Annotated in this window: 18 protein-coding genes; 10 read left to right on the top strand and 8 right to left on the bottom strand. The window is 60.4% G+C overall.

Annotated features, from left to right (window positions below; genetic code table 11):
* Positions 1 to 377: 377 nt before the first annotated feature.
* Positions 378 to 815, bottom strand: a complete 438-nt coding sequence (locus tag ACA073_RS09305) for a hypothetical protein (RefSeq protein ID WP_461951046.1) — start codon at positions 813 to 815, stop codon at positions 378 to 380.
* A 104-nt stretch (positions 816 to 919) separates the two neighbouring features.
* Here ACA073_RS09305 and ACA073_RS09300 point away from each other — a divergent pair, with 104 nt between their 5' ends.
* Positions 920 to 1,360 (top strand): universal stress protein, encoded by a 441-nt coding sequence (locus tag ACA073_RS09300; protein WP_008028495.1) that lies wholly within the window; start codon positions 920 to 922, stop codon positions 1,358 to 1,360.
* 193 nt (positions 1,361 to 1,553) lie between these two features.
* Here the strand turns inward: ACA073_RS09300 and ACA073_RS09295 are convergent, their stop codons facing one another.
* The gene (locus ACA073_RS09295) at positions 1,554 to 3,473 is read right to left on the bottom strand and encodes an ATP-binding cassette domain-containing protein (protein ID WP_497403009.1); all 1,920 of its coding nucleotides are present in this window, start codon (positions 3,471 to 3,473) and stop codon (positions 1,554 to 1,556) included.
* A 213-nt stretch (positions 3,474 to 3,686) separates the two neighbouring features.
* Between ACA073_RS09295 and ACA073_RS09290 the strand changes: the two genes are divergently transcribed.
* Positions 3,687 to 5,615, top strand: a complete 1,929-nt coding sequence (locus ACA073_RS09290) for a transglycosylase SLT domain-containing protein (protein ID WP_497403008.1) — start codon at positions 3,687 to 3,689, stop codon at positions 5,613 to 5,615.
* Between the two features lie 118 nt (positions 5,616 to 5,733).
* Here the strand turns inward: ACA073_RS09290 and ACA073_RS09285 are convergent, their stop codons facing one another.
* Together ACA073_RS09285 and ACA073_RS09280 are read right to left on the bottom strand one after the other, a co-directional pair.
* Positions 5,734 to 6,768 carry a Fic family protein gene (locus ACA073_RS09285; RefSeq protein WP_497403007.1) on the bottom strand — a complete coding sequence of 345 codons (1,035 nt, stop codon included), beginning with the start codon at positions 6,766 to 6,768 and terminating at the stop codon, positions 5,734 to 5,736.
* 67 nt (positions 6,769 to 6,835) lie between these two features.
* Positions 6,836 to 8,602 (bottom strand): ABC transporter transmembrane domain-containing protein, encoded by a 1,767-nt coding sequence (locus ACA073_RS09280; protein ID WP_497403006.1) that lies wholly within the window; start codon positions 8,600 to 8,602, stop codon positions 6,836 to 6,838.
* A gap of 256 nt (positions 8,603 to 8,858) precedes the next feature.
* On the opposite strand from ACA073_RS09280, the gene ACA073_RS09275 reads away from it, so the two are divergent.
* Positions 8,859 to 9,038 carry a PA1571 family protein gene (locus ACA073_RS09275; RefSeq protein ID WP_497403005.1) on the top strand — a complete coding sequence of 60 codons (180 nt, stop codon included), beginning with the start codon at positions 8,859 to 8,861 and terminating at the stop codon, positions 9,036 to 9,038.
* 154 nt (positions 9,039 to 9,192) lie between these two features.
* Here ACA073_RS09275 and pdxB read toward each other — a convergent pair whose 3' ends face one another.
* Positions 9,193 to 10,335 carry a 4-phosphoerythronate dehydrogenase PdxB gene (pdxB, locus tag ACA073_RS09270; protein WP_497403004.1) on the bottom strand — a complete coding sequence of 381 codons (1,143 nt, stop codon included), beginning with the start codon at positions 10,333 to 10,335 and terminating at the stop codon, positions 9,193 to 9,195.
* Between the two features lie 271 nt (positions 10,336 to 10,606).
* Between pdxB and ACA073_RS09265 the strand changes: the two genes are divergently transcribed.
* Complete coding sequence (locus ACA073_RS09265; RefSeq protein WP_497403003.1) at positions 10,607 to 12,058, top strand: MATE family efflux transporter; 1,452 nt, start codon at positions 10,607 to 10,609, stop codon at positions 12,056 to 12,058.
* 68 nt (positions 12,059 to 12,126) lie between these two features.
* Here ACA073_RS09265 and tusA read toward each other — a convergent pair whose 3' ends face one another.
* Both tusA and rlmM read right to left on the bottom strand, forming a co-directional pair.
* Entirely contained in the window at positions 12,127 to 12,378 is a 252-nt protein-coding gene (gene tusA / locus ACA073_RS09260; protein WP_392886918.1) for a sulfurtransferase TusA, read from the bottom strand.
* 203 nt (positions 12,379 to 12,581) lie between these two features.
* Entirely contained in the window at positions 12,582 to 13,655 is a 1,074-nt protein-coding gene (gene rlmM / locus ACA073_RS09255; RefSeq protein WP_461951055.1) for a 23S rRNA (cytidine(2498)-2'-O)-methyltransferase RlmM, read from the bottom strand.
* Between the two features lie 222 nt (positions 13,656 to 13,877).
* Here rlmM and acnA point away from each other — a divergent pair, with 222 nt between their 5' ends.
* Both acnA and ACA073_RS09245 read left to right on the top strand, forming a co-directional pair.
* A complete protein-coding gene (acnA, locus tag ACA073_RS09250) occupies positions 13,878 to 16,619 on the top strand; it encodes an aconitate hydratase AcnA (protein ID WP_497403002.1) in 2,742 nt (913 codons plus the stop codon).
* Between the two features lie 331 nt (positions 16,620 to 16,950).
* Complete coding sequence (locus tag ACA073_RS09245; protein WP_497403001.1) at positions 16,951 to 18,516, top strand: methyl-accepting chemotaxis protein; 1,566 nt, start codon at positions 16,951 to 16,953, stop codon at positions 18,514 to 18,516.
* Positions 18,517 to 18,720: 204 nt separating this feature from the next.
* Here the strand turns inward: ACA073_RS09245 and ACA073_RS09240 are convergent, their stop codons facing one another.
* Positions 18,721 to 19,398 (bottom strand): alpha/beta family hydrolase, encoded by a 678-nt coding sequence (locus ACA073_RS09240; RefSeq protein ID WP_497403000.1) that lies wholly within the window; start codon positions 19,396 to 19,398, stop codon positions 18,721 to 18,723.
* 96 nt (positions 19,399 to 19,494) lie between these two features.
* On the opposite strand from ACA073_RS09240, the gene ccoN reads away from it, so the two are divergent.
* From ccoN to ccoP, 4 genes are read left to right on the top strand one after another with little or no spacing between them, the layout of a single operon-like run.
* Positions 19,495 to 20,919: a cytochrome-c oxidase, cbb3-type subunit I gene (gene ccoN, locus ACA073_RS09235; RefSeq protein WP_497402999.1), complete on the top strand. Its 1,425-nt coding sequence runs from the start codon at positions 19,495 to 19,497 to the stop codon at positions 20,917 to 20,919.
* 10 nt (positions 20,920 to 20,929) lie between these two features.
* The gene (ccoO, locus tag ACA073_RS09230; RefSeq protein WP_497402998.1) at positions 20,930 to 21,538 is read left to right on the top strand and encodes a cytochrome-c oxidase, cbb3-type subunit II; all 609 of its coding nucleotides are present in this window, start codon (positions 20,930 to 20,932) and stop codon (positions 21,536 to 21,538) included.
* A gap of 5 nt (positions 21,539 to 21,543) precedes the next feature.
* Entirely contained in the window at positions 21,544 to 21,744 is a 201-nt protein-coding gene (locus ACA073_RS09225; RefSeq protein WP_497402997.1) for a cbb3-type cytochrome oxidase subunit 3, read from the top strand.
* Positions 21,741 to 22,694: a cytochrome-c oxidase, cbb3-type subunit III gene (ccoP, locus tag ACA073_RS09220; protein WP_497402996.1), complete on the top strand. Its 954-nt coding sequence runs from the start codon at positions 21,741 to 21,743 to the stop codon at positions 22,692 to 22,694. The genes ACA073_RS09225 and ccoP overlap by 4 nt, the downstream gene beginning before the upstream one ends.
* The last annotated feature ends 474 nt before the right edge of the window (positions 22,695 to 23,168 follow it).

Below are 23,168 nucleotides of genomic sequence, written 5' to 3'. Positions count from 1 at the left end.
CAAAATACGGGTTTAAATGCGACTTTCCGGTCATTTCCGTACCACGAGTACCTGCATCACACGGATACATGCGAGACCATTCATAGAATCAATACTTAGAAAAGTCGCCCTAATTCCCGGCAGCCTTTGTTTAACAGGCTACGCTGGGCGGGAGATTGCGGAAAAAATATCAACACGTCGGCGAATGCCCGGCGCAAGATCGAATTACCGGCCTGCCTGGCCAACTCCAGCCCGATGATGAATGTCGGGCTTTTTATTGCCCCCCTGTAGGAGCGAGCTTGCTCGCGATGGTCGTCAACGATGACGTGTGGAACCTGGTGCCCCGCGGCGTTCTCAGGTTCATCGCGAGCAAGCTCGCTCCTACAGGGGATCGGGGTTCAGGCGAGGGCTTTGAGGGTGGCATCGATTTGTTGCAAAACCGTCGCCTCGCCCTTCTCGCCCCAATACAACGTGATCATTTGCTTGTCCGCTTCGATCTTGTAGACATTGGCAGGCAATTTTTCGAAATGATTGAGCAGCGCTTGATCCTCGCAGACCTCCTGCCACTGATTCACCCACACGCCCGGCGACTTCTGCCAGTAGCTCCAGCACGCCGGCTGATTGCCGCGACGAGGTCGATGGTACTGCGCGCAAGGGCTCGGCGGCTCCTGACTCAACCAGTGCGGCCACTCCTGAGGCGCAAGCTGCATGGCCAGCCCGATGCGTCGCGCCTCCATGCGCAGGGCCATGCGCCCGCTCTGACCACGGGACGGTCGCAACCATGCCAGCGGGCTCAGCACCACCAACAGGATTGACACCACTATCCAGACCGTCATATGTGTACTCCCGATTCTTGATGAGCGCTTTGGGTCACTTTGAGAACAATGCGCTTGAAACCAGCCATACTTACCAATATTGCAATCCTCAGGAGGAGCACCTCATGCCCTACAACCACATTCTGGTCGCTGTAGACCTGACCGAAGAGTGCGACCCTGTCATCCACCGTGCTCGCGAACTGTCAGTGAGCAATGGCGCGAAGTTGTCCCTGGTGCACATTGTCGAACCCATGGCCATGGCCTTCGGCGGCGACGTGCCGATGGACCTGTCTCAACTGCAACAGCAGCAGTTCGATCAGGCCAAGGAACGACTGGACCGATTGATCGTGAAGTACCCGGAACTCTCCAAGGAATACAGCCACCTGACCTACGGCCAGCCGCGCCAGGAGATTCATCACCTGGCCAAGGAACAAACCTGCGACCTGATTGTGGTAGGTAGCCATGGCCGGCACGGTCTGGCGCTATTGCTGGGCTCTACCGCCAACGATGTGCTGCACGGTGCGCCTTGCGATGTGCTGGCAGTGCGCCTGCAAAACAAAAGCTGACAATACAAAAACCCTGTGGGAGCGGGCTTGCTCGCGAAAGCGGTGTATCAGCCGACTTCAATGTTGATTGATACACCGCTTTCGCGAGCAAGCCCGCTCCCACAAGTGGATCTGCGCCAGTCTGCAGATCGTATTACATATGAAAAGCCCGGCGCTCATCACTGAGCGCCGGGCTTTTTTGTTACTGGTTCAATCAGGCATCCAGCTCGGCCCAACGCTCGACCATGACGTCGTGCTCAGCCTGCAATTGCTCCAACTGAGCGATCACCGCGGCGGTCTCGGCAGCAGGACGCTGATAGAAGCCAGCATCGGCCATCTGGGCCTCAACGACTGCGATCTGTTGTTCCATGGCTTCGATCTGAGCCGGCAACATTTCCAGCTCACGCTGCAACTTGTAGCTGAGCTTCTTCTTCGCCACCGGTGCTTCGACGGCTGCTGCGACTGGCGCAGGTTCGGCTGAGACAACGGCAGAGTTCAGGTCGGCCTTGCCGGACTTGCTCTCGGTCACGCCCAGCAGGCGCGGCGAGCCGCCCTGACGCAGCCAGTCCTGGTAACCACCAACGTATTCGCGAACCTTGCCTTCACCTTCGAAGACCAGGGTGCTGGTGACCACGTTGTCGAGGAATGCCCGGTCGTGGCTGACCATCAGCACGGTGCCGTTGAAGGTCAGCAAGACCTCTTCCAGCAGTTCGAGCGTTTCCACGTCGAGGTCGTTGGTCGGTTCGTCGAGGACCAGCAGGTTCGCTGGCTTGCTGAACAGTTTCGCCAGCAACAGACGGGCACGCTCACCACCAGACAGCGCCTTGACCGGCGTGCGGGCACGCTGCGGGCTGAACAGGAAGTCGCCGAGGTAGCTCAGCACGTGACGGCTCTGACCGTCGATGTCGATGAAGTCGCGACCTTCGGCCACGTTGTCGATCACGGTCTTTTCCAGGTCCAACTGATGGCGCAACTGGTCGAAGTAGGCCACGTCGATGCGCGTGCCCTCTTCCACTTTGCCGCTGGTCGGTTGCAGACCGCTGAGCATCAGTTTCAGCAGCGTGGTCTTGCCGGTACCGTTGGCGCCCAGCAGACCGATACGGTCGCCGCGCTGCAGGACCATCGAGAAATCCTTGATCAGGAACGGGCCACCCGGGTGAGCGAAACTCACGTTCTCGAGGACCATCACCTGTTTGCCGGACTTGTCAGCGGTGTCCAGCTGAATGTTGGCCTTGCCGGTACGCTCACGACGCTCGCTGCGCTCGACGCGCAACGCTTTCAGTGCACGCACGCGACCTTCGTTACGGGTGCGACGGGCCTTGATGCCCTGACGGATCCAGACTTCTTCCTGGGCCAGTTTTTTGTCGAACAGCGCGTTGGCGGTTTCTTCAGCGGCCAGCGTGGCTTCTTTGTGCACGAGGAAACTGGCGTAGTCGCCGTTCCAGTCGATCAGGCCGCCGCGATCCAGTTCGAGGATGCGAGTGGCAAGGTTCTGCAGGAAGGAACGGTCGTGCGTGATGAACAGCACGGCGCCCTGGAAATCCTTCAGCGCTTCTTCGAGCCAGGCAATTGCACCGATGTCCAGGTGGTTGGTCGGTTCGTCGAGCAGCAGCAGATCCGGTTCGGACACCAGCGCCTGCGCCAGCAGAACGCGGCGACGCCAGCCGCCGGACAATTCGGCGAGGGTCTTGTCGGCCGGCAACTGCAGACGGCTCAAAGTGCTGTCTACCAGTTGCTGCAAACGCCAGCCGTCGCGGGCTTCGAGGTCGTGCTGGACGTGCATCAGTTTGTCCAGATCGGCGTCGGTGACGATGTTCTGGCTCAGGTGGTGATACTGCGCGAGCAGCTCGCCGACACCGTCCAGGCCTTCAGCCACCACGTCGAACACAGTCCGCTCGTCGGCTACCGGCAATTCTTGCGGCAATTCGCCAATCTTGAGACCGGGTGCGCGCCAAACGGAGCCGTCGTCGGGCTTCTGGTCGCCCTTGACGAGCTTCATCATGCTGGACTTGCCAGTGCCGTTGCGGCCGATGATGCACACCCGCTCACCACGGGCGATCTGCCAGGACACCTTGTCCAACAACGGCATAGCGCCGAAAGCAAGGGACACATCGCTGAATTTGAGCAGGGTCATGAGCTTCTCCAAAAACCGGGCGCGCATTCTACCTGACTTGAGGCTTCAGAAGGCCGGCAATTTCACCTTCGCGACACTCTGCATGACAAATGTTGCGAACTGATGCTGACAGGCCCGCAAAGCTTTCGCCCGCTGCTGGCAAAAGGCTAAGCTACAGATTATTCAGTGCGGCCCACGCCCGCACTTGTCATGATTTCTCTGCCCGGATGTCTCATGCGCAGTCGCCTTTTCAGTCTTTTGTCCTGTTTTCTTCTTTCTGCCACTGTCGTTCAAACCGCCCAGGCGGTGGACCTTTCCACCCAGCGCCAGTATTACGATGAAGCCAAGCGCGCGCTGGCCAAGGGCGATACCGGTCCTTATTTCCGTTACAGCCAGGCGCTCAGCGATTACCCGCTGGAGCCGTATCTGGCGTATGACGAACTGACCGCGCGCCTGAAAACCGCGAGCAACGCCGAGATCGAGAAATTCCTCGCCGAACACGGTGACCTGCCGCAAGCCAATTGGATGAAATTGCGCTGGTTGCGCTGGCTGGCCGAGCGTGGTGACTGGGCGACCTTCGTCAAGTACTACGACCCCAAGCTGAATTTCACCGAACTGGACTGCCTGAACGCGCAGTACCAGATCGGGCAAAACCAGAAATCCGAAGGCTACGCCAACGCGAACAAACTCTGGCTGACCGGTAAATCCCTGCCGGAGGCGTGCGACGGCTTGTTCGGCGCCTGGGCGGCCGAAGGCCAACTGACCGAACAGAAACGCTGGGAGCGCACCAAGCTGGCCGCTCAGGCGCGCAACTATCCGCTGGCCAACAGCCTGGTCAACGGCCTGACCACCCTCGCCCCTCGCGGCCGCTTGCTGGTGGAGGTGGCGCAGAAACCTGAACTGCTCAATCAGCCGTCGCGCTTCACCCCGGCCGATGAACCGATGTCTGACATCGTCAGCCTCGGCTTGCGCCGTCTGGCCAAGCAAGACCCGGACAAGGCGATGGAATTGCTCGACGGTTATGCCAGCAGCATGCATTTTTCCCGTGATGAAAAAGTCGCGATCGCCCGGGAAATCGGCCTGACCCTCGCACGCCGATTCGACCCTCGCGCGCTGGACGTGATGACCAAGTACGACCCGGAATTGCGCGACAACACTGTGTCCGAATGGCGCTTGCGCCTGCTGTTGCGTCTGGCCCGCTGGGACGATGCGTATCAGTTGACCCGCCGTTTGCCGCAGGACCTGGCGACCACCAACCGCTGGCGCTACTGGCAGGCCCGCAGCTTGGAACTGGCGCAGCCGCAGAACCCGGAAGCACAGACGCTTTATAAAGGCCTCGCCCGCGAACGTGACTTCTACGGTTTCCTCGCGGCCGATCGTTCGCAACTGCCTTACTCGCTGATCAACAAGCCGCTGGTGCTCAGCCAGGCGTTGATCAACAAGGTTCGCAACACGCCGGGGGTACGTCGCGCCCTGGAATTCCACGCACGCGGGCAGATCGTCGACGGGCGTCGCGAGTGGTATCACGTCAGCCGCCACTTCAATCGCGACGAGATGGTCGCCCAGGCGAAACTGGCCTACGACCTGAAATGGTACTTCCCGGCGATTCGCACCATCAGTCAGGCGCAGTACTGGGACGACCTCGACATCCGCTTCCCGATGGCCCACCGCGAAACTTTGGTACGTGAAGCCAAGGTTCGTGGCCTGCACTCGAGCTGGGTGTTCGCCATCACTCGTCAGGAAAGCGCCTTCATGGACGACGCCCGCTCCGGCGTCGGCGCCAGCGGCCTGATGCAACTGATGCCCGGCACCGCCAAGGAAACCGCGCGCAAGTTCAGCATTCCATTGGCCTCGCCGCAGCAAGTGTTCGATCCGGACAAGAACATCCAGCTCGGCGCCGCCTACCTGAGCCAAGTGCACAGCCAGTTCAACGGCAACCGCGTCCTCGCCTCTGCCGCCTACAACGCCGGCCCGGGCCGCGTGCGCCAGTGGCTGCGCGGCGCGGATCACCTGAGTTTCGACGTCTGGGTGGAAAGCATCCCGTTCGACGAAACCCGCCAATACGTGCAGAACGTGTTGTCGTATTCAGTGATCTACGGCCAGAAGCTTAACTCGCCACAGCCGTTGGTGGACTGGCATGAGCGGTATTTTGATGATCAATAACCGGGAACCGGTTATGTAGGGGCTGCCGCAGGCTGCGATCTTTTGATCTTCGCTTTGAGCCGCAAACAAAAATGCCCGCATCGATTGATGCGGGCATTTTTATTGGCATCAGGAATGTCTACGCCGACTTGAGGCGTGCGGCAACCTGCTTGCCCCGCTGGGTCAGTCGATATTTTTGAGCCGGACTGCTGGGCGACTCAGGCTGGGTCATTTCAATCAAATCGGCATTCAATGCGGGCCTGAGATAGTTAGTCCGAAAGGTCGGCTTATGAACCAGACCGAGCTCTGCCATTAAGTCGCTAATTTTAAGCGGGCCTATCGCATGGAGCGCCGAAAGCAGTTTCCCTACTGGGTCGGTTACCAGGTCGGTTACTAGGTCGGTCACTGGCTCGCTGCGGGCGGCTTCCTCAAGCGCCAGGCTTAATGCTTGCAGCATGAACTCGACAAAAGGGGTCGCTTCGGCCATTTGGTCGGCTGCCGACAACGCCGTGTAGTAAGCGTCCTGCTGCTCTCGAATCACGGCTTCGACCGGCAGATAAGCCAGCACGGGGCGCCATTCGCTAAGGATCAAGGTTTGCCAGAGTCGCCCCATTCGCCCATTACCATCGGCGAAAGGATGGATAAACTCGAACTCGTAGTGGAACACGCAACTGACAATTAATGGATGCCAGTCCGAAGCCCCGAGCCACGCCAGCAAATCATCCATCAAATGCGTAATGCGACTCGGTGGCGGCGCCATGTGGACTAATTTCTCGCCACGGTAAATGCCCACTCCGGCTCGGCGAAACTGCCCACAGTCGTCAATCAATCCCCCCATCAGCAACTCGTGGGCTCGCAGCAGGTCGGCTCGGCTACTTGGCTGCCAATCCGGCATGGCTTCGTAAGCCGCAAAGGCATTACGCACTTCCTGGATTTCCCGAGGCAATCCCAGCACTCGCTGCCCCGCCAGAACAGCAGTCACCTGCTCGATGCTCAGGGTATTGTTCTCGATCGCCAGAGAAGCCTGAATCGTACGAATACGATTGCCCCGCCGCAGTTGAGGCGTCTGCCGTCGATCATCCACAGCCGAAAGTTGACCGATCTGCTCACTGATCCCGGCGATCAACGCGAGCATTTTGGTGGTCAGGGTCAACGGTGGTTGATAACGGCTCATATCCTCATCCATGCTCGCACTGAGGCCGACATAATGCCCGAACCCGGCAGTATTCAGCAGCGCTCATTCACGCCGCTTCATGTCCATCATTGAACTGCAACGCCGCCAGCCGTGCATACAGCGCATTGCTCGCAATCAACTCCTGATGCGTGCCCACCGCCACCAGCTTCCCCTGATCCATCACCGCGATCCGGTCGGCGTTTTTCACCGTGGCCAGGCGGTGGGCGATGACCAGGGTGGTGCGGTTTTTCATCAGGCTGGGCAGGGCTTGCTGGATCAGGTGTTCGCTTTGCGCGTCGAGGGCGCTGGTGGCTTCGTCGAGCAGCAGGATGGGCGCGTCCACCAGCAGCGCGCGGGCGATGGCCAGGCGTTGGCGCTGGCCGCCGGACAAACCGAGGCCTGCGTCACCCAAATGAGTCTGATAACCGTGGGGCATCGCCTCGATAAAGTCGTGGGCGTAGGCGATTTTCGCCGCCTCCTGAACCTGCTCCAACGTCGCCGTCGGATTGCCGTAGCGGATGTTCTCTTCGATGCTGCCGAAGAACAGTGCCGGGGATTGGGAGACCAGGGCGAAGCAGCGGCGCAAGTCGAGTGGATCGAGCTGAGTCAGCGGTACGCCGTCAAGCAGAATGCGGCCTTCGGCCGGGTCGTAAAAACGCAGCAACAAGTCATACACCGTCGACTTGCCCGCGCCCGAAGGTCCGACCAGCGCCAGGGTTTCGCCGGCCCTGATGGACAGGTTCAAGCCATCGATGGCATAGCTTTCAGGACGCGACGGGTAGGAAAAACGCACGTCTTGCAGCACCAGATTCCCCGTCACCCGCGCTGGCAAAGTCACCAGACCCGTGGTCGGTGGCTGGATTATATTTTCCGAACGCAGCAACTCGGCAATTCGCTCGGCGGCCCCTGCGGCGCGCTGCAACTCGCCGATCACTTCGCTCAGGGTGCCGAACGCGCTGCCGACGATCAGGCTGTAAAAAACAAACGCCGCCAGTTCACCTGCGGAAATCCGCCCGGCCATCACATCCATACCGCCGACCCACAGCATCACGCCGACCGCACCCAGCACCAGCACGATCACCAGGGTAATCAGCCAGGCACGCTGGAAAATCCGTTTACGGGCGGTGTTGAACGCCTCCTCCACGGTCACGGCAAATCGCTGTTCGTCCTGGACCTGATGGTTGTAGGCCTGCACAGTTTTGATCTGGCCGAGGGTTTCGGACACGTAGCTGCCGATGTCGGCAATCCGGTCCTGACTCAGGCGCGACAGGCTGCGTACCCGTCGGCCGAAAATCAGGATCGGTGCAATCACCAGCGGCAAAGCCACAACGACGATGCTGGTGAGTTTGGGATTGGTGATAAACAGCAACACAATCCCGCCGATCACCATCAGCAAGTTGCGCAGAAACAGCGACAGCGAAGAGCCGATCACCGATTGCAGCAACGTGGTGTCGGCGGTCAGCCGCGACTGGATCTCGGAGCTGCGGTTGTCTTCGTAAAACCCCGGATGCAGGTAGACCAGATGGTTGAACACCTGACGGCGGATGTCGGCCACCACACGCTCGCCGATCCACGACACCAGGTAAAAACGCGCAAACGTGCCAAGCGCCAGACCCAGCACCAACAGCATGAACAGACCGATGGTCTGGTTGAGCAAATGCGCTGACTGGGTCATGAACCCCTGATCCACCAACAGCCGAATCCCCTGCCCCATGGACAAGGTGATGCCCGCCGTGACAATGAGTGCGAGCAACGCACCCAAGGCCTGCCAGCGATAGGGCACCAGGAAACGGCTGGCCAGGCGAATCGCGCGACGGTGACGGGCAGATAGCATCGGGGTTTTCCAGTTCACAAGTTAAGGGGCCGGCTATACCGCTCAATGGGGGGAAACTCTGTAAATCACAACGAGTCAGGTTAATTATGACCGCAAAGACCACCCCCTAGACGCTAATGGTCTAAAGTTCGGGTGGCAAGGTTGCGGTATTTCTGGTGGACTGGTATTGCCGCCCCGAGAAGATCGCAGGGATTTGTCACAGCCCGGTCACCTGGCGGTTCTACAGTAAGCACACAACCTGAGGAGGAGACAGGCCATGTCCTTGCAAAACAGCAGCGATGACAAGATTCAAGTGATCCGCACACAGCCAGATCAGTCTCTGGGCTGCTCAATCATTGACGAAAAAGGCCGCGAAGTACCGATCACTGAAGGCATGATCCAGGACGCCTGCCGCGAACTGGAAGAGCGATTGGTCACGCCTGCCAAACAAGATTGATATAGCCACCGTCTTCTTGACCCGGCCCAGATGGCCGGGTTTTTTGTGGGTGCTGATCCAGAATTGTGGTGCGGCCCTTCGCGAGCAAGCCCGCTCCAACAGTGGCGCATGACCTGTAGGAGCGGGCTTGCTCGCGAAGGAGCCGACCCGGTCTCTAGACAGCCGTTGCACCCAACGCCGCCACGATCTTCAACAACTCAGGCGCATCCCCCTCAATCCGCACCTGCAACCCATCGATCTCCCGCCGCGACGGATAGTTCTTACGCAACGCATCAAACGCCGCACGCTGCTCATTCACACTGCCTACAAGGCTGCGGCGGAAATCCGCGTCGTCACGACGCGGGTCGTACACGCCACGGCACAGCATCGCCAGTGCCCAGGCCGGATCACTGTCAGCGTGCAAGGTCACTTGCGACAACCAGGGCGCCGGCAGCAAATCACTCAGGCTGACCCGCGCCGGTTGCCCGAGAAAATCGCAATACGCCTGATGGATTTGCTCCGTCCCGCGTTGTCTGCCATCGAGGCTGTAACCGGCAATGTGCGGCGTCGCCAGCACGCAGAGTTCGGCCAGCGCCACGTCGACTTCGGGCTCGCCTTCCCAGACGTCCAGCACCGCTTGCAGGTCTTCGCGTTGCAGCAGCACCTCGCACAGGGCGGCGTTGTCTACCACCGGGCCGCGGCTGGCGTTGATCAGCCAGGTGCCGGGCTTGAGCTGGTTCAAACGGTTTTTGTCGAACAGATGCCAGGTCGATCCGGCACCGTGTTTCTTCAGCGGTGTGTGCAGACTGATGACATCGCACTGCTCAACGATCTGCTCGAGGCTGACGAAATCGCCTCCTTCGGCGGCTTGTCGTGGCGGATCGCAGACCAGCACATTCCAGCCCAGCCCTTGTAGAACCTTGACCAGTCGACCGCCCACTTCGCCCGCCCCCACCACGCCGTAAGTGCGCTGAGTGAGGTCGGCGCCTTCGATTTCGGCGAGGGTCAGCACACTGCCCAGCACATAGTCGACCACGCCACGGGCATTGCAGCCGGGGGCGCTGGACCAGGTGATGCCGGCCTGCTGGAAGTAATCGAGGTCCAGGTGATCGGTGCCGATGGTGCAGGTGCCGACAAAGCGCACCTTGCTGCCTTCAAGCAGAGAGCGATTGACGTTGGTCACCGAGCGCACCAGCAGCACATCGGCCTGTTCGACGGCGGCGCGGTCGATGGAACGTCCCGGCACCCGGCGGATTTCGCCGAAACCTTCGAAGAAGGCATCGAGCAGCGGAATATTTTCGTCGGCAACAATCAACATGGCAGGCTCCTTTGGCGGATCGGCAGTGTAGGCGGAGATGACTCTTCACGCCTAGCACGCATAACTGTAGGAGCGAGCTCGCTCGCGAAGGACGTCAGGTCACCGCGTTCACTCAGACAACCCGCGTCATCGTTAACGTCCATCGCGAGCGAGCTCGCTCCTACAAGTGGCGGTGCGATTACAAATCGCTAACACAGGACTTTTCCTGACCACTGCGTCAAGGCGTAGAATGCGCCGCCTCGTGCATAAAAATCTTTTGGACGTTTCGCCCTTGAATTCCGTGACTGACCGCACCGCCGCCATTTCCCTCAACCGCCCCGCCCGGGTTCGCCTGGAGCTGAAAACCCTGCTCGGCCTGGCGCTGCCGATCATGATCGCGCAGCTTGCCACCACGGCGATGGGCTTCGTCGATGCGGTGATGGCCGGCCGCGTCGGCCCGCGGGATCTGGCGGCGGTGGCGTTGGGTAACTCGATCTGGGTCCCGGTGTTTCTGCTGATGACCGGCACCTTGCTGGCCACCACGCCAAAAGTCGCTCAGCGCTTTGGTGCCGGGACGCACAGCGAGATCGGCCCGATCGTGCGACAGGCGCTGTGGCTGGCGTTGGTGGTGGGTTTGATGGCGACCGGTATGCTGCTCAGCGCCGAACCGATCTTGCACATCATGAAGGTCGACCCCGAACTGATCGGCCCGTGCATGCAGTACCTGCACGGCATCGCCAGCGGCTTGCCCGCCGTCGCGTTCTACCATGTGCTGCGCTGTTTCAGTGATGGCCTGGGGCGCACGCGCCCGGCCATGGTGCTGGGGCTGTGCGGTCTGGCGCTGAACATTCCGCTGAACTACGTCTTCATCTATGGCCACTTCGGTGTGCCGGCCATGGGCGGTGTCGGTTGCGGCTGGGCCACGGCGATTGTGATGTGGGTGATGGCGCTGGGCATGGCCGGCTGGGAACGCTGGGCGCCGGCGTATCAATCGAGCCAGTTGTTCAGCCGTTTCGACTGGCCGCAATGGTCGGTGATCAAACGCCTGCTGGGCATCGGACTGCCGATCGGCATCGCGGTGTTCGCCGAGTCGAGCATCTTTGCCGTGATCGCTCTGCTGATCGGCAGCCTCGGTGCCACCGTGGTGGCCGGGCACCAGATCGCGCTGAACTTCAGTTCGCTGGTGTTCATGATCCCCTACTCCCTCGGCATGGCCGTGACGGTGCGCGTCGGCCAGGCGCTCGGTCGTCAGGAACCCCGTGAAGCGCGTTTCGCCGCCGGTGTCGGCATGGGCACGGCGCTGGCTTACGCGTGTATTTCGGCGAGCATGATGCTGTTGCTGCGCGAGCACATCGCGACGATCTACACGGCTGACCCGACGGTGATTCGCGTGGCCGCGATGCTGATCGTGTATTCGGCGCTGTTCCAGTTTTCCGATGCGATCCAGGTCACGGCGGCCGGGGCGTTGCGCGGCTATCAGGACACGCGGGTGACGATGATCCTGACGCTGTTCGCGTACTGGGGCATTGGTTTGCCGGTGGGTTACGCGCTGGGCCTGACCGACTGGTTCGGCACGCCGAGCGGCCCGAGCGGGCTGTGGCAGGGTTTGATCGTCGGCCTGAGTTGTGCGGCGCTGATGCTGTCGATCCGCCTGACAGGCAGTGCACGCAAGCGGATCCGTGTAGGAGCTGGCTTGCCAGCGAAGAACTCCAGAACGACGCGAGCAACCGATGAACACGCGTAATCGTTAGCGACCATCGCAGGCAAGCCAGCACCTGCAAGGGCCATAACTCCCACGCAGTTTTTTTGCTTTTAAACGGACTTCTTGCGGATCCAGTAGAGGTAGGTGCCTGCCTCTTCGTGCTGCGCGACCAGTTCGTGGTCGAGGAACACGCAGAACTTGGGAATGTCACGTCGGGTCGACGGATCGGTGGCGATCACCTTGAGCAGGCCGCCGGGCGCCAGGTCACGGATATGCTGGTGCAGCATCATCACCGGTTCCGGGCAGTTGAGGCCGGTGGCGTCGAGGGTGCCGTCTACCGGCGTATCAAGCATTTCACTCATGATTCACTCCTGAAACTGGCCGGCATTGTCGCGCATTGCCGGGTATGTGGCGAGGGAGCTTGCTCCCGCTGGGTCGCGAAGCGGCCCCAGTTCTGGCTATGCGGTCTATCAGAAGATCTCGGTGGCTGGTTTTAGGGCTGCTGCGCAGCCCAGCGGGAGCAAGCTCCCTCGCCACACACGCCCCACACATTAATTCGCGTAAATCAGCGGGACTTGGGTTTCTTCACGTCCAGCCGGCGCAGGTGGCACGTGACCTCTTCGCGGTCGTGATACAGCTGTTTACAGCCAATCTCGACCCGAATCCCGCGCTCCTTGAAGCCGTCGGCAATACGCTCCAGCAAACGCTTCACTTCGGCGTAACGTTGCTTCATCGGCAGCTTGAGGTTGACCACCGCTTCGCGGCAATGGCCCTCGCCGATCCACTCTTCCAGCATCGCCGCATTGCGCGCCGGTTTCTCGACGATGTCGCAGACCATCCAGTCCACCGGCTGTCGCGGCTTGTAGGTGAAACCGTCGGCCATCAAGTGTTGCACCAGACCGGTGTCCATCAGACTTTCCGCCATCGGGCCGTTGTCGATGGCGGTGACCAGCATGCCGCGATTGACCAGTTGCCAGGTCCAGCCGCCGGGTGCTGCGCCGAGGTCGACGCCGGTCATGTCACTGTGCAGGCGCTCGTCCCACTGGTCGCGCGGGATGAAGTGGTGCCACGCCTCTTCCAGCTTCAGGGTCGAGCGGCTCGGCGCCTCGCGTGGAAACTTCAGGCGGGGAATGCCCATCGGCCACATCGCCGAGTTGTTCGACTCGGCCAGGCCCATGAACACTTCGCGACCACTTTTGAAGGTCAGCAGCAAACGCGGCTTGTGCGCGTCGTCCACCAGTTTGCCGGCGGCCATCAGCGCCTTGCGCAGGTGCACTTCGAATTTCTTGCAGAAGTTCGACAGTTCCTTGCCGTCGTTGGTGTCGACCATTTCCAGCCACAGGCTACCGCACAGCGGGAAGTCCGCCATGTGCGCGAGGATCACGCTGATGCGGTCGGTTTCCGGCAGGTCGATGAAAATCCCGCGCGCCCACTGACGCGGAAAGATCAGATCGGCGAAACGCTGGCCGCGCATAAGACGCTCGGCACCGTCTTCTTCGGTGCAGATGAATTCGGCGCAGGCGCTGGCGGTTTTGGCCTTGGCATAACCGGCCACGTTCAGCCGCGCGGCGTGTTCGGAAATCTCGGAACAGACTTCACCTTCGAAGCCCGGCCGGCAATGCATAAAGAGGGTGTTCATTCTTACTCCTGGGCAGTTGGCGAAGAATTCAGCCACTGCGCGATGCCCAGACTTGCGTTGAAGCAAAGCCTGTCACGAAAACCGGCGCATGATAGCCGAGTTCGGAACCTCGGACTTGGCCATAGAGTCCAGTTATTAGCTTTAACGTTCAAACGGGGCTAGGTTGAAAGCTCTGTCCGTCCCCTCAGTCCGTAGCCGTGCGGACTTAAAGGAGTGATCGCTATGCCGTCCCTCGATAGCCTGAAAACCCTTAAAACCCTGCAAATCGACGACAAGACCTACCATTATTTCAGTCTGCCCGACGCCGCCAAAAGCCTCGGTGATCTCGACAAACTGCCGATGTCGTTGAAAGTATTGCTGGAAAACCTGCTGCGCTGGGAAGACGAAAAAACCGTCACCGGCGCCGACCTCAGAGCGATTGCCGCCTGGCTCAAGGAACGTCGCTCCGATCGCGAAATCCAGTACCGCCCTGCGCGGGTTTTGATGCAAGACTTTACCGGCGTTCCCGCGGTGGTCGACCTGGCCGCCATGCGCGCCGCCATGGCCAAGGCCGGCGGCGACCCGCAGCGCATCAATCCGCTGTCGCCGGTGGACCTGGTGATCGACCATTCGGTAATGGTCGACAAGTTCGGCAGTTCCAGCGCCTTCGGACAGAACGTCGACATCGAAATGCAGCGCAACGGCGAGCGTTATGCCTTTCTGCGCTGGGGCCAGAACGCCTTCGACAACTTCAGCGTGGTGCCGCCGGGCACCGGGATTTGCCATCAGGTCAACCTCGAATACCTCGGCCGCACAGTGTGGACCAAAGATGAAGACGGCCGCACGTACGCGTTCCCCGACACCTTGGTCGGTACCGATTCCCACACCACCATGATCAACGGCCTCGGCGTACTCGGCTGGGGCGTCGGCGGGATCGAAGCAGAAGCGGCGATGCTCGGCCAACCGGTGTCGATGCTGATTCCGGAAGTGATCGGTTTCAAACTTACCGGCAAGTTAAAAGAAGGCATCACCGCCACCGACCTGGTGCTGACCGTGACGCAGATGCTGCGCAAGAAAGGCGTGGTCGGCAAATTCGTCGAGTTCTATGGCGACGGTCTCGCCGACCTGCCGCTGGCCGACCGCGCGACCATCGCCAACATGGCCCCGGAATACGGCGCTACGTGTGGCTTTTTCCCGGTGGACGACATCACGCTGGAGTATCTGCGTCTGTCCGGTCGCCCACTTGAAACCGTGAAACTGGTCGAGGCCTACAGCAAGGCCCAGGGCCTGTGGCGTCTGCCGGGTCAGGAACCGGTGTTCACCGACAGTCTGGCGCTGGACATGGGCAGCGTCGAAGCCAGCCTCGCCGGGCCGAAACGACCGCAAGACCGGGTTTCGCTACCGAATGTCGCACAAGCGTTCAGCGACTTCATCGACCTGCAATTCAAACCCACCAGCAAGGAAGTCGGTCGCCTCGAAAGTGAAGGCGGCGGTGGCGTCGCGGTGGGCAATGCCGATCTGGCCGGTGAAGCCGACTACGACTTCGAAGGTCAGATCTATCGCTTGAAAAACGGCGCGGTGGTGATCGCCGCAATCACCTCCTGCACCAACACCTCAAACCCGAGCGTGATGATGGCCGCAGGGCTGGTGGCGAAGAAAGCCGTGGAGAAAGGCCTCAAGCGCAAACCGTGGGTCAAGAGCTCGCTGGCCCCAGGCTCGAAAGTGGTCACCGACTACTACAAGGCCGCCGGCCTGACCCAATACCTTGATGAACTGGGTTTTGCGTTGGTCGGTTACGGCTGCACCACCTGCATCGGCAACTCCGGGCCCTTGCCGGAGCCGATCGAAAAAGCCATTCAGGCCGCCGACCTGACCGTCGCCTCGGTGCTCTCGGGCAATCGCAACTTCGAAGGTCGCGTGCACCCGCTGGTGAAAACCAACTGGCTGGCCTCCCCGCCGCTGGTGGTCGCTTATGCGCTCGCCGGCACGGTGCGCATTGACATCAGCAGTGAGCCTTTGGGTACGGACAAGGATGGCAACCTGGTGTATCTGCGGGACATCTGGCCAAGCACCCAAGAAATTGCCGACGCGGTGAATCAGGTCAACACCGCGATGTTCCACAAGGAATACGCCGAAGTGTTTGCCGGCGACGAGCAATGGCAGGCGATTGAAGTGCCGCAAGCGGCAACGTATGTCTGGCAGGACGATTCGACTTACATCCAGCATCCGCCGTTTTTCGACGACATCGGCGGCCCGCCGCCCGTGATCAAGGACGTCACGGGCGCCCGGGTCCTCGCGCTGCTCGGCGACTCGGTGACCACCGACCACATCTCCCCGGCCGGCAACATCAAGTCCGACAGCCCGGCGGGCAATTACCTGCGCGAGAAAGGCGTGGAACCGCGGGACTTCAACTCCTACGGCTCGCGTCGCGGCAACCATCAAGTGATGATGCGCGGCACCTTCGCCAATATCCGGATTCGCAACGAGATGCTCGGCGGCGAGGAAGGCGGGAATACGATTTACATTCCCACCGGCGAGAGAATGGCGATCTACGATGCGGCCATGCGTTATCAAGCGTCGGGCACGCCACTGGTGGTGATCGCCGGGCAAGAATACGGCACCGGCTCGAGCCGCGACTGGGCCGCCAAGGGCACCAATCTGTTGGGTGTGAAAGCGGTCATCGCCGAAAGCTTCGAGCGGATTCACCGCTCCAATCTGGTGGGCATGGGCGTGTTGCCGCTGCAGTTCAAACTGGATCAGAACCGCAAGAGCCTGAACCTCACTGGCAAGGAAACCCTGGATATTCTGGGTTTGACGGGGGTGGCGTTGACGCCGCGGATGAATCTGACGCTCATCATCACCCGCGAGGACGGCAGTCGCGAGAAAGTCGAGGTGCTGTGCCGGATCGATACGCTCAATGAGGTGGAGTACTTCAAGTCGGGGGGGATTTTGCATTACGTGTTGCGGCAGTTGATTGCGTCGTAGGCTTGGGGCTTGGGGCTTGGGGCTTGGGGCTTGGGGACATATCCGTTTTTTTGGTAACGGCTTCTATTGGTTTCGCTTTTACAGCGAGTCACTTGGAAAAGCCCCAAGTAACCCGCCCTAAGGGCGGAACCGCCAGCAGCTATCACCAAAATAATGGATATACACACCGCTCCCACCCCCTACCGCCCCCGTCACAAGCTGTTCACCTATCCGATGCTGGCCGGCTGACGCAACGGTCGTTTTGCGACGCACCGCTGATTATTGAAAAATATTTTCAATAAATCCCTGACAGTGCCGAGAACCTCTCAAAGCCTTGCGGATTGAAAAAGCCATGCGTAACAACCAGCCCATTACACAACGCGAACGGACCTTCCCGGCTCAGCAACGGTTGATTTCCACCACCGATGCCAAGGGCGTGATCACTTACTGCAACGACGCGTTCGTCGAAATCAGTGGGTATTCCCGCGAGGAACTGATCCGTGCGCCACACAACCTGGTCCGTCACCCCGACGTACCGGCCGCGGTGTTCGCGCACATGTGGGGCACACTGAAACAAGGCTTGCCATGGATGGGCATTGTCAAGAATCGTTGCAAGACCGGTGACCACTATTGGGTCAACGCCTATGTCACACCGGTTTTCGAAGGTAATCAGGTCGTCGGTTACGAGTCGGTGCGGGTCAAACCCACCGCCGAACAGATCCACCGTGCCGAAGCGCTCTACCAACGCATCAACCAGGGCAAGTCAGCGATTCCTTCCACCGACAAATGGCTGCCGGTGCTTCAGGACTGGCTGCCGTTCATTCTGGTCAGCCAGCTGAGCTTCATGATCGGTGCCACGCTCAACTCCCAGTGGGGCTTCGCCTTGGCGGCCGGCCTTTCGGTGCCGTTGGGCCTGCTGGGGTTGAGCTGGCAACAGCGCGGTCTCAAGCGTTTGCTGCGCCTGGCCGAGCAGACCACGTCCGACCCGCTGATCGCGCAGATGTACACCGACAGCCGTGGCGCTCAGGCGCGTCTGGAAATGTCGATCCTCAGCCAGGAAGCCCGCCTGAAAACCTGCCTGACCCGTCTGCAGGACACTGCCGAGCACCTGACCGAGCAAGCGAAGCAGTCCGACGCCCTGGCGCACAACAGCTCCACCGGCCTGGAACGTCAGCGCATCGAAACCGAGCAAGTGGCCACCGCCGTCAACCAGATGGCCGCCACCACGCAGGAAGTCGCCAGCCACGTGCAGCGCACCGCTGACGCGACTCAGGAAGCCAACCGCCTGACCGGTCGCGGCCGTGACATCGCCGGGGAAACCCGCGAAGCCATTCAGCGCTTGTCGGTGGTGGTCGGTGAAACCGGTCTGACCGTGACCCAACTGGCCAAGGACAGCGACGAAATCGGCGGCGTGGTCGACGTGATCAAAGGCATCGCCGACCAGACCAACTTGCTGGCGTTGAACGCTGCCATTGAGGCCGCTCGTGCCGGCGAGATGGGGCGTGGTTTTGCGGTGGTGGCTGACGAAGTCCGTCAACTGGCGCAACGCACCAGCGAATCCACCGGGCAGATTCACGCCCTGATCGCCAAACTCCAGCAAACCGCGAGCACCGCGGTGCAAACCATGGAAACCGGGCATCGCCAGGCGGAAGAAGGTGTGGCGCGGGTACTTGAGGCGGATCAGGCACTGGTCGGGATCAGCGAAGCGGTGGCGCACATCACCGACATGACCACCCAGATTGCGGCTGCGACCGAAGAGCAAAGCTCGGTGGCGGAAGAAATCAGCCGCAACATCAGCAACATTTCGCAACTGGCGGATCAGACATCGGAACAGGCACAGCACTCGGCGTTGTTGAGTGAAGAGCTGACCAAGACGGCGAATACCCAGTATTCGTTGGTGGAGCGGTTTAACCGCTGATTGATGTTGGAAAGTCAAAAACCCGGACAGTGAAAGCTTCCGGGTTTTTTATTGTCAATCTGATTGAGATGTCGCCTGTTCGGACCTCTTCGCGGGCAAGCCCGCTCCCACAGTGAACCGGGGTGTGGTTAGATTTTGTGATCGACACGAAACCCTGTGGGAGCGGGCTTGCTCGCGAAGGGTCCCGACTCGGCGCCCATTATTTCACTGAAGAAATGCCGCTACCCGACTCGCCGCCGAAGCCAAATGCTGCTCATGGGTAAACCCGGAAACCTTCAACGGCTTCAAATCATGATCCCCCGCCGTCAACCAAAACACCTCGATACTCGGCGATAGCGCATATCCCTCGACCGTCTCACGATTCCCCAACGCATCGCGCTCACCCTGGACAATCAAAGTCGGCGTCTTGAGCGCAGCCAAATGCTCGACCCGAGGTTTCTCCGGTTTACCCACTGCATAAAACGGATAACCGAGGCACACCAACGCATCTGCCTCGAGTTCATCGGCTAAAAGACTCGCCATCCGCCCACCCATGGACTTGCCGCCAACGGCCAGACGCCCAGTGACATGGCGTCGCACCACCGTATACACCTCACGCCAGCATTCCAGCAGTTTCGGCGCCGGATTCGGTGGACGCTTGCCGCCATCGACACGCCGTTGCGCCATGTATGGAAACTCAAAGCGCAGCACGTTGACGCCCTGCGCAGCAAGGCGCGCAGCCATGTCGTTCATCCAGTCGCTGTCCATCGGTGCACCGGCGCCATGGGCGAGAATCAGCGTCGCCGATGCCGGCGATACCGCGGCATTCCACAACCATCCATGATCCCGCACACACTGCGCCCATTGATCCCCGTCAATACTGGCTTTGTGCTCTTTGTCCATGCTTGCCTCGCTTTTAGTCTGCCTATAACTCCAGGCGAAGGGAGCGTCTGCCTTGCGCGAACGCCTCCAATTCGGCTGAACCGTGGATGGGGAACCATGAACACTTCTATCAGTACCGCCTACAACTACAAGGTGGTCCGCCAATTCGCCATTATGACGGTGGTGTGGGGCATCGTCGGCATGGGGCTCGGGGTTTTTCTCGCGGCTCAATTGGTCTGGCCCGAACTCAACTTCGATTTGCCGTGGACCAGTTTCGGCCGGTTGCGCCCACTGCACACCAACGCGGTGATCTTCGCTTTCGGCGGCTGCGCCCTGTTCGCCAGTACGTTCTACTCGGTTCAGCGCACCTGCCAAACCCAGCTGTTCGCGCCGAAAATCGCCGCGTTCTGCTTCTGGGGCTGGCAACTGGTGATTCTGCTGGCGGCCATCAGCCTGCCGCTGGGCTACACCACCTCCAAGGAATACGCCGAACTGGAATGGCCGATCGACATCCTGATCACCATCGTCTGGGTCGCCTACGCCGTCGTGTTCTTCGGCACGATCATGAAGCGCAAAACCAAGCACATCTATGTGGGTAACTGGTTCTTCGGCGCGTTCATCATCACCGTGGCGATTTTGCACCTCGTCAACAACATGGAACTGCCGGTGAGTTTCACCAAGTCCTACTCGCTTTACGCCGGTGCGACCGATGCCATGGTGCAGTGGTGGTACGGCCACAACGCCGTGGGCTTTTTCCTCACCGCCGGTTTCCTCGGGATGATGTACTACTTCGTGCCGAAACAGGCCGAGCGTCCGGTGTATTCCTATCGTCTGTCGATCGTGCACTTCTGGGCGCTGATCACCCTGTACATCTGGGCCGGTCCGCACCATTTGCACTACACCGCGCTGCCGGACTGGGCGCAGTCGCTGGGCATGGTGATGTCGCTGATCCTGCTGGCGCCGAGCTGGGGCGGGATGATTAACGGCATGATGACCCTGTCGGGTGCCTGGCATAAGTTGCGCAGCGACCCGATCCTGCGCTTCCTCGTGGTGTCGCTGGCGTTCTACGGCATGTCGACCTTCGAAGGTCCGATGATGGCGATCAAGACGGTGAACGCCCTCTCCCACTACACCGACTGGACCATCGGCCACGTTCACGCCGGCGCGCTCGGCTGGGTGGCAATGATTTCCATCGGCGCGCTGTACCACATGATCCCGAAAATCTTCGGTCGTGCACAGATGCACAGCATCGGCCTGATCAACGCGCACTTCTGGCTCGCGACCATCGGCACCGTGTTGTACATCGCGTCGATGTGGGTCAACGGCATCGCCCAGGGCCTCATGTGGCGTGCGGTGAACGAGGACGGCACGCTGACCTACTCCTTCGTCGAAACCCTGGTGGCCAGCCACCCAGGCTTCGTCGTGCGACTGGTGGGCGGTGCGATCTTCCTCAGCGGCATGTTCCTGATGGCTTACAACACCTGGCGCACCGTGCGGGCCTCGCAGCCTGCCGAAGTCGCCGCTGCCGCGCAGATGGCCTGAGGAGTCCGCCATGAAACACGAAACAATCGAGAAAAACGTCGGCCTGCTGATGTTGCTGATGGTCCTGGCCGTGAGCATCGGCGGTCTGACCCAGATCGTCCCGCTGTTCTTTCAGGACGTGACCAATAAACCGGTGGAAGGCATGAAGCCCTACACCGCCCTGCAACTGGAAGGTCGCGACATTTACATTCGCGAAGGCTGCGTCGGTTGTCACTCGCAGATGATCCGTCCGTTTCGCGCAGAAACCGAACGCTACGGTCACTACTCGGTGGCCGGTGAGAGCGTCTGGGATCACCCGTTCCTCTGGGGCTCGAAACGCACTGGTCCGGATTTGGCCCGGGTCGGCGCGCGCTACTCGGATGACTGGCACCGCGCGCACTTGTACAACCCGCGCAACGTCGTACCGGAATCGAAAATGCCCGCCTACCCATGGCTGGTCACACAAGCGGTCGACAACAGCCACACCGAAACCAAGCTCAAAACCATGCGCACCCTCGGCGTGCCGTACACCGACGACGACGTCGCCGGCAGCGTGGCCTCGCTCAAGGGCAAGACCGAAATGGACGCGCTGGTCGCTTACCTGCAAGTGCTCGGCACTGCCATCAAGAGCAAGAGGTGAGCCCCATGGTCTTTGAAATGAGCAGTGGAATGATTCGCGGCCTGGGCACGGTCGTGGTGTTCGTGGCCTTCGTCGGCCTGACGTTGTGGGTGTTCAACAGCAAGCGCAGTCCGGAATTCGCCGAAGCGCGTTTGCTGCCGTTCGCCGATGACCCCCTATCCGATGACGCCACCCAAGAACCTGAAACAAGGAGTACCCGGTCATGACCACTTTCTGGAGTACGTGGATCTGCGTACTGACCATCGGCAGCCTGATCGGCCTGACCTGGCTGCTGATCGGCACCCGCAAGGGCGAAACCAAGGGCAGCGTCGACCAGACCATGGGCCACAGCTTCGACGGCATCGAGGAGTACGACAATCCGCTGCCGCAGTGGTGGTTCATGCTGTTTGCCGGCACGCTGGTGTTCGCCGTGGGCTATCTGGTCCTGTATCCGGGTCTGGGCAACTGGAAAGGCATCCTGCCGGGTTACGAGAACGGCTGGACCGGCGTGCACGAATGGGAAAAGGAAATGGCCAAATCGGACGCGAAGTTCGGACCGATCTTCGCCAAATTTGCCGCCATGCCGGTGGAAGAAGTGGCCAAGGACCCGCAAGCACTGAAAATGGGCGGTCGCCTGTTCGCGTCGAACTGCTCGGTGTGCCACGGCTCGGACGCCAAGGGCGCTTTCGGCTTCCCGAACCTGGCCGACAGCAACTGGCGCTGGGGTGGCGACGCGGAAATGATCAAGACAACGATCATGGGCGGTCGCATGGCCGCGATGCCGGCCTGGGGTGAAATCCTCGGTGATGCCGGCGTGAAAAACGTTGCCGCGTATGTGCGTCATGAACTGGCGGGCCTGCCCTTGCCGGCCGACAGCAGTGCCGACCTGCAAGCCGGACAGCAAGCATTCAGCACCCTGTGCGTCGCCTGTCATGGGGCAAACGGCCACGGCACTGAAGCCATGGGCGCGCCGAACCTGACGCAACCGGCCGGGTTCATCTATGGAACAGGCCTCACGCAGCTTGAACAAACGATTCGTCATGGCCGTCAGGGCCATATGCCGGCGCAGAACGAATTGCTCGGCAACGATAAAGTGCAATTGCTGGCCGCTTATGTGTACAGCCTGTCCCACGGTCTGAATACAGAGCGTTTGCAGGCGGAAGGCAAAAGCGAATAATTCTTGACCGCTCTGCTGCCGCATTTTTCCCGAATGCGGCAGTTCCCTGTCCCTTTGCGACCCATTGTCGCACCCTCCGTTAGCCCCCCTTTCGATTCCCCGGATTCGGGACTAAGCTTGCTCCGATGCGAACTGGCATGAGCCGGTTCCAGGTCGACCCAACCCGATGTGTTAGACGGATTTGTTCGATGACAGGCCGCAAAGGCTGGTAGATACCGGCTGTCGTGCCAATTGCCATCGGTCACCCGATCGTTGCGTTTGAACACACCCCGTTACAACTGACCTGACCCCCTCACCATTTTCGTTCGATGCGACATTTGTCCGAGGGCGATTTTGTCCTTACGCGGCGCATGGAAAGGCCGCAGAATCAGCTTTTGAAAGCATTGACCCAGGTCATGGCGCGTTGCAATGACCCCCTGCTTTCTCCATACTTGCGGCCGATTTTTACTCCTAATAAAACACCCAAACCGTGGA

The organism is Pseudomonas sp. LBUM1670, assembly GCF_059695695.1.
This window is presented reverse-complemented; position numbering and strand designations above follow the sequence as displayed.

Bases quoted from the DNA above. Each gene is read 5' to 3' on its own strand.
- pdxB (WP_497403004.1), bottom strand. From the start codon at position 10,335: ATGTTGATTGTTGCCGACGAAAATATTCCGCTGCTCGATGCCTTCTTC.
- ccoO (WP_497402998.1), top strand. From the start codon at position 20,930: ATGAAACACGAAACAATCGAGAAAAACGTCGGCCTGCTGATGTTGCTG.
- rlmM (WP_461951055.1), bottom strand. From the start codon at position 13,655: ATGAACACCCTCTTTATGCATTGCCGGCCGGGCTTCGAAGGTGAAGTC.
- ACA073_RS09305 (WP_461951046.1), bottom strand. From the start codon at position 815: ATGACGGTCTGGATAGTGGTGTCAATCCTGTTGGTGGTGCTGAGCCCG.
- ACA073_RS09225 (WP_497402997.1), top strand. From the start codon at position 21,544: ATGGTCTTTGAAATGAGCAGTGGAATGATTCGCGGCCTGGGCACGGTC.
- ACA073_RS09285 (WP_497403007.1), bottom strand. From the start codon at position 6,768: ATGAGCCGTTATCAACCACCGTTGACCCTGACCACCAAAATGCTCGCG.
- ACA073_RS09240 (WP_497403000.1), bottom strand. From the start codon at position 19,398: ATGGACAAAGAGCACAAAGCCAGTATTGACGGGGATCAATGGGCGCAG.
- acnA (WP_497403002.1), top strand. From the start codon at position 13,878: ATGCCGTCCCTCGATAGCCTGAAAACCCTTAAAACCCTGCAAATCGAC.
- ACA073_RS09280 (WP_497403006.1), bottom strand. From the start codon at position 8,602: ATGCTATCTGCCCGTCACCGTCGCGCGATTCGCCTGGCCAGCCGTTTC.
- ACA073_RS09245 (WP_497403001.1), top strand. From the start codon at position 16,951: ATGCGTAACAACCAGCCCATTACACAACGCGAACGGACCTTCCCGGCT.
- ACA073_RS09295 (WP_497403009.1), bottom strand. From the start codon at position 3,473: ATGACCCTGCTCAAATTCAGCGATGTGTCCCTTGCTTTCGGCGCTATG.
- ACA073_RS09275 (WP_497403005.1), top strand. From the start codon at position 8,859: ATGTCCTTGCAAAACAGCAGCGATGACAAGATTCAAGTGATCCGCACA.
- ACA073_RS09290 (WP_497403008.1), top strand. From the start codon at position 3,687: ATGCGCAGTCGCCTTTTCAGTCTTTTGTCCTGTTTTCTTCTTTCTGCC.
- ccoN (WP_497402999.1), top strand. From the start codon at position 19,495: ATGAACACTTCTATCAGTACCGCCTACAACTACAAGGTGGTCCGCCAA.
- ccoP (WP_497402996.1), top strand. From the start codon at position 21,741: ATGACCACTTTCTGGAGTACGTGGATCTGCGTACTGACCATCGGCAGC.
- tusA (WP_392886918.1), bottom strand. From the start codon at position 12,378: ATGAGTGAAATGCTTGATACGCCGGTAGACGGCACCCTCGACGCCACC.
- ACA073_RS09300 (WP_008028495.1), top strand. From the start codon at position 920: ATGCCCTACAACCACATTCTGGTCGCTGTAGACCTGACCGAAGAGTGC.